The organism is Herbiconiux sp. 320_LB, assembly GCF_059691755.1.
In genome coordinates this window covers 119,727-132,204 of record NZ_JCAWAD010000005.1, presented here as the reverse complement: position 1 = coordinate 132,204, position 12,478 = coordinate 119,727, and the positions used below count along the sequence as shown (strand labels likewise).

General features: G+C 69.0%; 11 protein-coding genes. 4 read left to right on the top strand and 7 right to left on the bottom strand.

Annotation, left to right across the window (positions count from 1 at the left end):
- Window positions 1-13 precede the first annotated feature (13 nt).
- Window positions 14-622: a YdeI/OmpD-associated family protein gene (locus AC59HU_RS14065; protein WP_497224045.1), complete on the top strand. Its 609-nt coding sequence runs from the start codon at window positions 14-16 to the stop codon at window positions 620-622.
- A 189-nt stretch (window positions 623-811) separates the two neighbouring features.
- Here the strand turns inward: AC59HU_RS14065 and AC59HU_RS14060 are convergent, their stop codons facing one another.
- From AC59HU_RS14060 to AC59HU_RS14050, 3 genes are all read right to left on the bottom strand, one after another.
- On the bottom strand, window positions 812-2,428 hold the full coding sequence (locus tag AC59HU_RS14060; protein WP_497224044.1) for a DEAD/DEAH box helicase: 1,617 nt from the start codon (window positions 2,426-2,428) through the stop codon (window positions 812-814).
- Between the two features lie 179 nt (window positions 2,429-2,607).
- Complete coding sequence (locus tag AC59HU_RS14055; RefSeq protein ID WP_497224043.1) at window positions 2,608-3,276, bottom strand: DUF1684 domain-containing protein; 669 nt, start codon at window positions 3,274-3,276, stop codon at window positions 2,608-2,610.
- Window positions 3,273-3,815, bottom strand: coding sequence for a hypothetical protein (locus AC59HU_RS14050; protein WP_497224042.1), 543 nt, complete (start codon window positions 3,813-3,815; stop codon window positions 3,273-3,275). The genes AC59HU_RS14055 and AC59HU_RS14050 overlap by 4 nt, the downstream gene beginning before the upstream one ends.
- Window positions 3,816-3,941: 126 nt before the next feature.
- Here AC59HU_RS14050 and AC59HU_RS14045 point away from each other — a divergent pair, with 126 nt between their 5' ends.
- The gene (locus AC59HU_RS14045) at window positions 3,942-4,244 is read left to right on the top strand and encodes a DUF427 domain-containing protein (RefSeq protein WP_497224041.1); all 303 of its coding nucleotides are present in this window, start codon (window positions 3,942-3,944) and stop codon (window positions 4,242-4,244) included.
- Window positions 4,245-4,354: 110 nt separating this feature from the next.
- On the top strand, window positions 4,355-5,374 hold the full coding sequence (locus AC59HU_RS14040; protein WP_497224040.1) for a Vgb family protein: 1,020 nt from the start codon (window positions 4,355-4,357) through the stop codon (window positions 5,372-5,374).
- 23 nt (window positions 5,375-5,397) lie between these two features.
- Here the strand turns inward: AC59HU_RS14040 and AC59HU_RS14035 are convergent, their stop codons facing one another.
- The 4 genes from AC59HU_RS14035 to AC59HU_RS14020 all read right to left on the bottom strand — a co-directional run bounded on the left by AC59HU_RS14035 (window position 5,398) and on the right by AC59HU_RS14020 (window position 8,697).
- Window positions 5,398-5,892, bottom strand: a complete 495-nt coding sequence (locus AC59HU_RS14035; RefSeq protein WP_497224039.1) for a SprT-like domain-containing protein — start codon at window positions 5,890-5,892, stop codon at window positions 5,398-5,400.
- A 62-nt stretch (window positions 5,893-5,954) separates the two neighbouring features.
- Window positions 5,955-6,443, bottom strand: coding sequence for a hypothetical protein (locus tag AC59HU_RS14030; protein WP_497224038.1), 489 nt, complete (start codon window positions 6,441-6,443; stop codon window positions 5,955-5,957).
- A gap of 152 nt (window positions 6,444-6,595) precedes the next feature.
- A complete protein-coding gene (locus AC59HU_RS14025) occupies window positions 6,596-7,816 on the bottom strand; it encodes a PQQ-dependent sugar dehydrogenase (protein ID WP_497224037.1) in 1,221 nt (406 codons plus the stop codon).
- On the bottom strand, window positions 7,813-8,697 hold the full coding sequence (locus AC59HU_RS14020; RefSeq protein ID WP_497224036.1) for a spermidine synthase: 885 nt from the start codon (window positions 8,695-8,697) through the stop codon (window positions 7,813-7,815). The genes AC59HU_RS14025 and AC59HU_RS14020 overlap by 4 nt, the downstream gene beginning before the upstream one ends.
- A gap of 258 nt (window positions 8,698-8,955) precedes the next feature.
- Here AC59HU_RS14020 and rpoB point away from each other — a divergent pair, with 258 nt between their 5' ends.
- Window positions 8,956-12,444 (top strand): DNA-directed RNA polymerase subunit beta, encoded by a 3,489-nt coding sequence (gene rpoB, locus AC59HU_RS14015; RefSeq protein ID WP_497224035.1) that lies wholly within the window; start codon window positions 8,956-8,958, stop codon window positions 12,442-12,444.
- The last annotated feature ends 34 nt before the right edge of the window (window positions 12,445-12,478 follow it).

Sequence of the window (12,478 nt, the reverse complement as noted above, 5' to 3'; positions counted from 1 at the left end):
CTGGACTCCCCGGATGGCCGAGCACTATCCCCAGCTCCAGTTCGACGACGCGGTCGCCTGGGAGGCGTGGCTGATCGAGAACGCGGCCGCATCCGACGGCCTCACCGGGGTGCAGCTGCGCATCGCGAAGAAGGGCAGCGCCCACCGCACCGTCTCGCACGCCGAGGCGCTCGACGTGGCGCTCTGCCACGGCTGGATCGACGCCATCCGCCGCTCGCTCGACGACGACTTCTTCCTCCAGACCTTCACGGCGCGACGGCCGAAGAGCCTGTGGTCGCAGGTCAACCGCGTCAAGGTCGCCGCGCTGATCGACGCGGGCCGGATGCGCGAGGGCGGTCACCGCGAGATCGAGCTGGCGAAGGCCGACGGGCGGTGGGATGCGGCCTACGCCTCCCAGCGCACCATCGAGGTCACCCCCGAGCTGGCCGCGGCCCTCGAGGCCTCGCCCGAGGCGGCGGAGTTCTTCACCACGCTGAGCAGTCAGAACCGGTACGCGATCCTCTTCCGCATCCACAACGCGAAGCGGCCCGAGACGAAGACCCGGCTCGTGGCGCAGTTCGTCGACATGCTCGCCCGCCACGAGACCGTCTACCCCCAGAAGCCGCCCCGCCCCACCCCCTGAGTGCGCCCCCTCCATCCCCACCCCGCCGAGAAGTCATCTTTACGTCCAAAACCACTCGTTTGGACGTACAAGCGACTTCTCGACGCCCCCGAGGGCGCAGGCGCGGGCGCGGTACGCCGAACGGCCCGCCTCGCGAGGAGACGGGCCGTTCGATGAACTGCGGATGCGCGTCAGGCGCGCACCGGGCGACTAGCGCGAGCGGCGACGCCCGCCGTCGGAGCCGGCCGAGAACGAGGCCGCCGAGCGACGCGCGCCGCCCTGACCCGACCCCGAGGCGCCCGAGCCGGAGCCCTGGCCGCCGCGGCGGTTGCCGCCCTCGCCGCCCGCGGGGCGGTCGGAGGAGGTGCTGTAGAACGAGCGGCTGCCGCCGACGGGAGCGCCGCCGCCGTTGCCGCGCGATCCGCGCCCGTTCGAGGAGCCGCCGCGACCGGCGGACGATCCGCCGGCACCGACGGGCTCGCCCTGGCCACCGCGACGCGCACGCTTGCGCTGCGCGTTCGCACCCTGCGACTGCCCGCCGTTGCGGCCCACGCCGTCGTTGCCGGTGCGGCGCTGGCCGGAGGCCGGAAGCTGGTTGACCGTGCGCGGAGCCGGCTTCACGTACGCGGCCACCTCGCCGACGAGGGCGTTCACCGACGCGGAGTCGGCGTTCACGACCTCGGGGGTCACGGTGATGGCGGCCTTGCGGAGCAGGTCCTTCACGTCCTTGCGCTGGGCGGGGAGCATGATCGTGACCACGTCTCCGGCCGAACCGGCGCGGGCGGTACGGCCCGAGCGGTGCAGGTACGCCTTGTGCTCCGCCGGCGGGTCGACGTGGATGACGAGCTCGATGTCGTCGACGTGCACGCCGCGGGCCGCGACATCCGTGGCGACGAGCACCTTGACGTCACCGGCGCTGAACGCGGCGAGGTTGCGGTCGCGGGCCACCTGCGAGAGGTTGCCGTGCAGGTCGACGGCCGGGATCCCCGCATCCGTCAGCTGCTTCGCGAGCTTCTTGGCGTGGTGCTTGGTGCGCATGAACAGGATGCGGCGCCCGGTGCCCGAGGCCAGCTTCTCGACGAGGACGCGCTTGGACTCGACCGACTCGGTCTCGAACACGTGGTGCGTCATCGCGGCGACGGGCGAGTTCGCCTCGTCGACCGAGTGCAGCACCTCGTTGTGGAGGAAGCGGCGGACCAGCTTGTCGACGCCGTTGTCCAGCGTCGCCGAGAACAGCAGGCGCTGACCCGACTGCGGCGTCTTGTCCAGGATGCGCGTGACGACCGGCAGGAAGCCGAGGTCGGCCATGTGGTCGGCCTCGTCGAGCACGGTGATCTCGACCGCGTCGAGCGAGACGAAGCCCTGCTTCATCAGGTCTTCGAGGCGGCCGGGGCAGGCGACGACGATGTCGACGCCGGCCTTGAGCGCGGTCACCTGACGGCCCTGTGAGACACCGCCGAATATGGTCGTGGTGGTCATGTTGTAGGCCTTGGCCATCGGTGCCAGGACCGCGTCGATCTGCGTCGCGAGCTCACGGGTGGGGGCCAGGACGAGGCCGACCGGGCGACCCGGGCGACGCTTGCCGCCGGAGAGCGCGCCGGCCAGGCGGGCGACCATCGGGATGGAGAAGGCCAGGGTCTTGCCGGAGCCGGTCTTGCCGCGGCCGAGCACGTCGCGGCCGTTCAGGGTGTCGGGGAGGGTGTCGACCTGGATGGGGAACGGCTCCGTGATGCCGCTCGCGGTGAGCGAGGCGACCAGGGGAGCGGGCACGCCGAGCGCGCTGAAGGATGAGGGGGTGTTGGACAAAGGTGTCTGCCTTTCGGGCACCGTCCGAGTGAAGCGTCTGACGCGATCCCACTCGGATATGGAGGCGAACGCACCGACGGTGCATCCGTTCGCCGCAAGAAGTATCTGCAAATGGTGAGGCAGCCAGTGCCTTCGCCAGAGAAGAGGGAGCGTTCTTTCGACGCACGGGGCTCGTAATCGAACCCTCGAGTTCCTCTAGTCTAGTGCACGTCTGCCTGATAGCTCTCGCCGACCGGGATCTCCACAGGTACGCGGTTGCCCGGTTGGGCCAGCGGGCAGGCCCAGGCCGGGTCGTAGGCGCAGCTCGGGTTGTAGGCGAAATTGAAGTCGAGAACGAGGGTCGAGCTGGTCTGCACGCCGAGGATGACCGTCTCGTCTAGGCTCGCACCCTTGATCGTGTCGACGAGGTAGCGCCCGCCGCCATAGGTTCCGCCCGGGCGGCCGGCCAACGCATCCTTCACCGGAACGAACAGGCCACCGCCGTATCCCGCCAGCCGCCACACGTCGAGCGTGCCGACGCCCTCGAGGCGCGCGATGCCGAGCAGGGCGAACGGCACGACACCGTCCGTCCCGGTTTCGAAGTCGAAGCTCCGGGGCCGCGGGTCGTCGTCCGCGACCGGCTCGATCTCGACCTCGAAGCTCCAGGCGGGGTCGTAGGGCGCGATCGGCAGCCCGGTGAATCCGGCCGCGTCCTCCGGAAGGAGGGGGGAGGCGGGATGCTGGGCGAAGAGGTCGTCGCGCATCTGACGCCAGAACTCGTGCGCCTCGACCGGATCCTCGCCCCGCAGGCGGCGCACCTCCTCGTAGATGCTGAAGACGCGGCGGCGCCAGTCGGCGGTCTCGAGGGCGGTGGTGGCGGGCGCGTTCATCGGTTCTCCTTCAGGGGGTCGTGCTGGTCGTCGGCCTCCTCGACCGCTTCGATCGCGGGGTCGTAGGCCCAGGTGGGGGCCAACTTCTTCAGCTTCAGCCCGCGCAGCTGCCAGAACGCCCAGAGGCTGTACCAGGCCATCGGGGTCAGGAGCCCCGCTCGGACCACGAGCTGATCGCGGTACAGCGTCTTGCCCGTGCCCGCGGGGTCGGGTGCGATCGCCATTTTGTGGTCCCAGAGACGGATGGCGCTGACGGCGCCCGTCACGCCCTGCCCCGAGTCGTGCACGATGCGCACCGACCCCCGCCGGGCGGTCTCGAAGTTCAGCCGGATGATCTGTTTGCCCATCGGGATCACCCCGCCCCCGCGCATCTCGACCGGGTGCTGACCCGGCTCCCAGACCGTCGGGAACCCGTCGGCCTCGAGCGACTCGACGTGGACGAGCGGGGAGGAGACCTCGCGGAACACCGCGGGGCTCCGGATGGCGCGCCACGCGGCATCCGGGTCGCAGTCGAGGATGAGCTTCAGCAGCACGCGCATCTCCACAGTCTCGCCTGAGCGCCGCCTGGGGCCAAGCTCTGTGGACGGATGCGCAGCCAGCGCCGCCTGTGCAGAAGGCGTAGCGTGAGATCGAAATCTCGTGAGATCGACACTGGAGGTCAGTACATGAAGGCAACACTGGACGGCACGGTCATCGCCGAGGCTCCGAAGGAGGACCTGATCGCCATCGAGGGCAACTGGTACTTCCCCCCGTCGAGCGTCAAGTCGGAGTTCCTCGAGAAGAGCCCCACGCCCTACACCTGCCCCTGGAAGGGCGAGTGCCAGTACTTCAGCGTGAAGGACGGCGACACGGTGCTGAAGGATCGCGCCTGGAGCTACCCGCACCCCTACCCCACGGCCTTCGACCGCGTCGGCAAGGACTTCACCGACTACGTCGCATTCTGGAAAGAAGTGCAGGTTACCGACTGAGTACGAATTACTCGTCACACCCCTGAGAAGTCCTCGCCTACGGTGATCTCGGGCGGCGCGTTTCCCCCCTTACGCGCCGCCTTTCCATCGTCCGTTCCGAGGAGTTCTCCGTGTCACGCCGTCTTCGTCAGATCGTCACGTTCGCCGCCGCACTGGCTGCGATCGTGGGCGCGGCGATCGTGGGCGGCGGGATGCTCGGTGCAGCACCCGCCGGAGCCCTCGAGCCCCGTCCCGGCGGCTTCGCCAGCTGGCACGAGTACGACCCGGCGACGCCCGGCGGCAGCCCGCAGACCATCGCGATGGACTCGTCGGACAACGTCTGGTACGCCGACTCGCTGAGCAACCAGCTCGTCCGGGTACCGAGTGGCGCACCCGCGACGGCGCGTGCCTACGACCTCGGGCCGAGTACACCGGGGATCGGCTCGATCGCCTTCGGCGCCGACGGCTCGGTCTGGTTCAGCGACACCGCGAACGGAGCGATCGGCCGCCTCGACGCCGCGAGCGGCGCGATCGACACCTTCGCGCTCGGCGGCCCGTTCGACTGGGCCAGCTCGCTGGTGGCCGGCCCCGGCGGAGACATCTGGTTCGGCGACCCGCAGAACTACGGGATCGGCGCGATCGCCCCTGACGGGCACATCACCCGCATCCCGGAGCCCGCGGGCACCGAGATCGCCATTCTGGTCGCGGCTCCCGACGGCCGCCTGTGGTACCCGAAGAGCCGCACCGGAGAGCTGGGGGCGTACGACCCGCGCACCGGTCTCTTCGAGAGCGTCTCGGTCCCCGGCGGCATCCGCGAGTTCACCGGTCTCTCGCTGTCGAACACGGGCGACCTGTGGGTCGGTGGCGTCGATGCCCTCGTCCGACTCGGTCTCGACGGTGCGGTGAAGGCCTCCGTCGCGCTGCCGCCCTCGCCCGCGGGCTACACCGCCCCGAGGCGGCTCGTGCCCGGCGTCGACTCCGAGCTGCACTTCACCGATCCCACGATGGGAATCGGAACGGTCACCGCGGCGGGCCGAGTCACCTACTCCCACCCGCCTTTCGCCGGTGCCACCCCCGATCGCCTGGCAGTCACCTCCTACGGCTCCCTTTGGTACACCGACGCCGCCCGCTCCACCCTCGGCAACATCTGACCGGTGCCAAGACGGCAGGCCGGTCAGGCCGAGGCGGCGGAGCGGACCGAGCGGCGGGCGGCCGTCACGTCGCGGCGGGTCCAGGTGATCAGGTGCGCGGGTGAGAAACCGCGGGCGCACAGGCTGCAGGAGAGTCGCGCGGTCGGGCGACGGTGGCGGTAGAACTCGTGGCCGGCCGGGCAGCGGCCCACCCAGGGCGCGAGCTCGTCGGCGCGGTCTCCCTCGTGCAGGCGCTTGCCCTCGTAGCCCAGCTCGCGCGCGATCGCGACCCAGCGCGGACCGTGACCGGCGCCCGAACCCGCGAGCGCGTGCGCGACCTCGTGCAGCAGGATCTGATGGATCTCGTCGTCGTCGTACCGAGCGGCGAGGTACCGCGACACCGTGATCCGGTGCGCGGTGTAGTTGCACTGACCGGCGCGGGTCTTGGCGTTGTCGTACCCGAAGCTCCAGACCGCCGGGTCCAGGTGCATCCGAATGAGGGCGTCGGCCCAGCGCGTCACGCGCGCGAGGTCAGCCACGAGAGCACGCCCTCGCCGCAGCACCCACACCGACCACCGTCACCGAAACCGCCCCGCCACCGCTACGCCGCGAGGAACGATTCGGTCACGGCGACGGCCACGAGCGCGCTCTCGAGCTGGTCGATCGACGCACCCTGGCGCTCCATGAGGAAGACGGCGGCCTTGAAGTCGACGAGCGCCGGCTCGAACTCGCCCATCTCGAAGTGCACCTTGCCGCGGCTGAGCGTCGCGATCGACTCCAGCGACGCCCACTCGTGCGTCTGCGCCTCCTCGACGCAGAGCCCGAGCTCCTGCAACGCCGCGGGGTACTTGCCCTGGTACTGCTGAACCTGCGCGCGTCGGATGCGCGCCCCCAGCGCCATCTCCCGGTCGCCCGAGAAACGTGCCTGGCGAACCGCCTCGTTCGCGATCGTGAAGGCCTCGTCGAGACGGTCGAGAAGGCGCAGCAGCACGACCTTCTCGTTCAGCGCCGAGAGGCTGCGGAGCTTGCCGAGCTCGTCGAGACGTGCGACCGCGGCCTGCAGGTCGACCTTCTCCCGCAGGGTTGTCATGTCGTAACCGGTGATGATGCTCAGTGCGTGCTCCTGGTGGTGCTACTCGGGCGTTCGGGTCCCGTCGATCAAGGGTACCCATCCGCCCCGACAAGCGGGCCCGCCGAGCGCGGCAGTTCGCGAACCGACCACCCGCTCAACCCCAAACCGCCTCAGCCCGCCGACACCAACTGCACCGAGTACAGCCGATCGTCCCCCGCCCGAGGATCCCCGCGTCCGTCCGTGTTGTTCGTGATCAGGTACAGCGTCGATCCCGGCCCCCGCACCACGTCCCGGATGCGCCCCAGCTGCCCGCCCCCGTACCACTCCGCCGCCGCGCCGTCGAAGCCCACGGTCCACAGCCGCTCCCCGCCGAGGCCGGCCATGAAGATCGTGTCGCCGACGACCGCGATCCCCGAGGGCGACGCGTCGTCGGTCGGCCACTGCTGTACCGGGTCAAGGTACCCGGGCGCGCCCGCGATCCCCTCGACCTCGGGCCAGCCGTAGTTGCCGCCCGGCACGATCCGGTTCATCTCGTCCCAGGTGTCCTGCCCGAACTCCGCGGCCCACATCGTGCCGTCGGCCGCCCAGGCGATCCCCTGCGGATTCCGGTGCCCGAGCGACCACACCGGCGAGCCGGCCGAGGCGAACGGATTGTCGGCGGGGATCCCGCCCTCCGGAGTCACCCGCAGGATCTTGCCGCCCAGCGAGTCCAGCGTCTGCGCGTTCGCCCCCCGGCTCGCGTCGCCGGCGGTGATGTAGAGCATCCCGTCCGGTCCGAACGCGATGCGCCCGCCGTTGTGGTTCGAGGCCTTCGGAAGCCCGGCGATCACCACCTGCTGGTCGCCGACCGTGTGCGCTCCGGGCCCGCCCGACAGCGGCATCCTCACCACCCGGTTGTCGGATGCGCCGGTGTAGTACGCGTAGAGCCAGTCACCGGATGCATCCTCCCGCGTCGCGATCCCGAGCAGCCCGCCCTCGCCGGCCGGTGCCGCACCGCCCACGGTCGTGACCAGAGCGGTGGACGACCCGACGACCTCGACGATCGCCGCCTCGTCGCGCTCGCTGACGAACAGAGTCCCGTCGGTCAGCGAGGCGATCGACCACGGCGCCGGGAGGTCGCCGACGAGCGGGACCGGGTCACCGGACGGGACGAGCGGCCCGAGATCCTCCACGATCGGCGAGGGCGCGGAGGCCGATGGCGCACCGGAAGACGAGGGAGAAACAGGAGAAGAGGGAGAAGCAGGAGAAGACGCAGAGGGTGCAGGAGACGGAGCCGCAGAGGAAGACGCTCCCGCCTCCGACGGATCCGAGGCCGCGCACCCCGCCAGCAGCACCCCCACCACGCCGAGCGCCCCCGCGCCCAGCCCCGACCTCACCGCGTGCCGCCTCATTCCCCCAGTCTGCGCCGGTCGACCTGGAAAATGCTCCGAGCCGGTGCCGGGGACTTCGTCGAGGTCTGGTCGGTCGCGACCGGCGCGCCGGCGATGAAGTTCTGCAGCTCGCGGCCGGTGACGACCTTCGCGGCCACCGGGTCGCCGGCGAGGAGCCGGGGCAGTCCGTCGAACGCGGCCGGGAAGGGCGACGGCGACGCGAACGCCACGACGTTGCCGAACCGCCGCGCCTTGAGCATCTGCGGGTCGACGGCGAGCGACACAGCCGGGAACACGTGCGAGAGGGTCGCTGCCTGGCCGCGGGCGAAGGCAAGCCCCGCGCCGTCGGCGATGTTCACGGCGACCAGGCCGCCCGGTCGAAGGATGCCGCGCACCGCCTCGTAGAACTCCGCACTCGTGACGTGGGCCGGGGTCCGCGCGCCGGCGAAGACGTCGACGACGACGAGGTCGACCGTTCCGCGGAGGCCGGCCGGGAACTTCTCGAGCACCGCCCGCGCATCCCCGTGCCGCACCCGGATGCTCGCCCCGCGCGGGAGCGGCAGTTCGGCTCGCACGAAGCCCACGAGGTCGCTGTCGATCTCGACGACCTGCTGCCGGGATCCCGCCCGGGTCGCCTCGACGTAGCGGGGGAGCGTGAAGGCTCCGCCGCCCAGGTGCACGGCGGTGATGGCCGTGCCGGCCGGTGCGAGCAGGTCGATGCCGTGCCCGATCCGCCGCACGTACTCGAAGGAGAGGTAGGTCGGATCCTCGAGATCGACGTGCGACTGCGGGGTGCCGTCGACGATCAGAACCCGGGAGCCGGGGCGGAACCGGTCGTCCTCGATCGTGGCGAGCAGTCCGTCCGTCAGGCGGAGCGATGGGGGAGGAGAAGAGGCAGCCACGCGGTTATACCTGAGAAAACCAAACTGGTCAAGAATTCGACTGGACAGGCGTGTCGTAGACACATATGATTGTTCTTTGCGCTCCCAGAACAATCATGCCTTCATATTGTGGTCGGCAGCCGCGCGGAGGAATTCACACTCTACCGCGCAGCAACACTCTAGAACCATATTGCGGGTTCGGACCATATCTCGGGAGTTCTCGACACACATCGACCGTAAGTAACGCATGGCCCGACGGGGCCCACGGAGGTTATTTCCTTGGCTGCTGCGCGCAACGCAACCACCACTTCACCCAAGAACGGCCGGGCCGCATCGCGGCTCTCGTTCGCCAAGATCACCGACACCCTGACCGTTCCGGATCTGCTCGCTCTGCAGACCGAGAGCTTCGACTGGCTGGTCGGGAACGACGTGTGGAAGGCACGCGTCGCCGATGCCAAGAAGGCCGGTCGTCAAGACCTGCCGAGCCGTTCGGGTCTCGATGAGATCTTCGAGGAGATCTCTCCCATCGAAGACCTCGGCGAGACCATGCAGCTCAGCTTCACGAGCCCGTTCCTCGAGCCCGAGAAGTACACCATCGACGAGTGCAAGGAGCGCGGCAAGACCTACGCGGCTCCCCTCTACGTCGAGGCCGAGTTCATGAACCACCAGACCGGTGAGATCAAGACCCAGACGGTCTTCATGGGCGACTTCCCGCTCATGACCGAGAAGGGCACGTTCATCATCAACGGCACCGAGCGTGTCGTCGTGTCGCAGCTGGTCCGTTCCCCCGGCGTGTACTTCGAGCGCACCCCCGAGAAGACGTCCGACAAGGACATCTACTCCGCGCGCATCATCCCGAGCCGCGGTGCCTGGCTCGAGTTCGAGATCGACAAGCGCGACCAGGTCGGCGTCCGCATCGACCGCAAGCGCAAGCAGTCGGTCACCGTGTTCCTGAAGGCCCTGGGCCTGACCTCCGAAGAGATCCTCGAGGAGTTCAAGGGCTACGCCTCGATCGAGGCCACCCTGGAGAAGGACTCGATCCTCACCAAGGAAGAGGCGCTGAAGGACATCTACCGCAAGCTCCGCCCGGGCGAGCAGGTCGCCGCCGAGGCCGCGCGTGCGCTGCTGGACAACTTCTACTTCAACCCCAAGCGCTACGACCTGGCGAAGGTGGGTCGTTACAAGATCAACCGCAAGCTCGGCATCGACGCGCCGCTGTCCGACTCGGTCCTCACCAACCAGGACATCATCGCGACGATCAAGTACCTGGTCGCGCTGCACGACAACCAGACGCAGCTCCCGGGCGTGCGCGACGGCAAGAAGGTCGACATCCGTCTCGACGTGGACGACATCGACCACTTCGGCAACCGTCGCATCCGCGCCGTCGGCGAGCTCATCCAGAACCAGGTCCGCACGGGTCTGTCCCGGATGGAGCGCGTCGTCCGCGAGCGCATGACCACGCAGGACATCGAGGCCATCACCCCGCAGACCCTGATCAACGTGCGCCCCGTCGTCGCCGCGATCAAGGAGTTCTTCGGAACCTCGCAGCTCAGCCAGTTCATGGACCAGAACAACCCCCTCGCGGGTCTGACGCACAAGCGTCGTCTCTCCGCGCTGGGCCCGGGTGGTCTGTCCCGTGAGCGTGCCGGCGTCGAGGTCCGCGACGTCCACCCGTCGCACTACGGCCGCATGTGCCCGATCGAGACCCCGGAAGGCCCGAACATCGGCCTGATCGGCTCGCTCGCGTCCTTCGCGCGCATCAACTCCTTCGGTTTCATCGAGACCCCGTACCGTCGCGTCGTCGACGGCGTGGTCACGGCGAACATCGACTACCTCACCGCTTCCGAGGAGGACGAGTACATCGTCGCCCAGGCGAACGCCCCGCTGACCGCGGACGCGAAGTTCGCCGAGGGCCGCGTGCTCGCCCGTAAGAAGGGTGGCGAGGTCGACCTGTTCCCCGCCGAGGACATCGGGTACATGGACGTCTCGCCGCGCCAGATGGTGTCGGTCGCGACCTCCCTCATCCCGTTCCTCGAGCACGACGACGCGAACCGCGCCCTCATGGGTGCGAACATGCAGCGTCAGGCCGTGCCGCTGCTCCGTTCGGAGTCGCCGCTGGTCGGAACCGGTATGGAGGGCTTCGCAGCCATCGACGCCGGTGACGTGGTCACCGCGAACGGCGCCGGTGTCGTCGAGGAGGTCTCGGCCGACTCCGTCACCGTGATGCTCGACGAGGGCGGCTCGGAGACCTACTACCTCCGCAAGTTCGACCGCTCCAACCAGGGCACGTCGTACAACAACCGCGTCATCGTCTCCGAGGGTGAGCGGATCGAGGTCGGTCAGGTCATCGCGGATGGCCCGGCCACCGAGAACGGCGAGCTCGCGCTCGGCAAGAACCTCCTCGTGGCGTTCATGCCGTGGGAGGGTCACAACTTCGAGGATGCGATCATCCTGAGCCAGAACCTGGTGAAGGACGACGTGCTGTCCTCGATCCACATCGAGGAGTACGAGGTCGACGCCCGCGACACCAAGCTCGGCAAGGAGGAGATCACCCGTGACCTCCCCAACGTCAGCCCGGAGCTGCTGGCCGACCTCGACGAGCGCGGCATCATCCGCATCGGCGCCGAGGTCCGCCCCGGCGACATCCTCGTCGGCAAGGTCACGCCGAAGGGCGAGACCGAGCTCTCCGCCGAGGAGCGCCTGCTGCGCGCCATCTTCAACGAGAAGTCCCGCGAGGTCCGTGACACGAGCCTCAAGGTGCCTCACGGTGAAGAGGGCACGATCATCGCCGTCAAGGAGTTCTCCGCCGAGAACGACGACGAGCTCGGCTCGGGCGTCAACCAGCGCGTCGTGGTCTACATCGCCCAGAAGCGCAAGATCACCGCGGGCGACAAGCTCGCCGGCCGTCACGGCAACAAGGGCGTCATCTCCAAGATCCTTCCGGTCGAGGACATGCCGTTCCTCGCTGACGGGACCCCGGTCGACATCGTCCTGAACCCGATGGGCATCCCTGGCCGGATGAACTTCGGCCAGGTGCTCGAGACCCACCTCGGGTGGATCGCGAAGCAGGGCTGGGAGGTCGACGGCAAGCCGAAGTGGGCCGCGAGCCTGCCCGAGCAGGCGCGTTCCGCTGCTCCCGGCACCAAGGTCGCCACCCCGGTGTTCGACGGTGCCTCGGAGGAGGAGATCGCCGGTCTGCTCGACTCGACGACCCTCACCCGCGACGGTGAGCGCCTGATCGACTCGACCGGAAAGACGCAGCTGTTCGACGGCCGCTCCGGCGAGCCGTACCCGGAGCCGGTGTCGGTCGGCTACATGTACATCCTGAAGCTGCACCACCTGGTCGACGACAAGATCCACGCGCGTTCGACCGGTCCGTACTCCATGATCACGCAGCAGCCGCTGGGTGGTAAGGCGCAGTTCGGTGGACAGCGATTCGGCGAGATGGAGGTGTGGGCGCTCGAGGCATACGGTGCCGCCTACGCCCTGCAGGAGCTCCTGACCATCAAGTCGGACGACATCCTCGGCCGCGTGAAGGTGTACGAGGCGATCGTCAAGGGCGAGAACATCCAGGAGCCGGGTATCCCCGAATCCTTCAAGGTGCTCATCAAGGAGATGCAGTCGCTCTGCCTGAACGTCGAGGTGCTGTCGGCAGACGGCACCGCGGTCAGCCTCCGCGACACGGACGACGAGGTCTTCCGTGCCGCCGAAGAGCTCGGCATCAACATCTCCAGCCGCTTCGAGTCGTCGTCCATCGACGACATCTGAGCCGGCAACCACTAGAAGACTTTTTCCAGGAGAG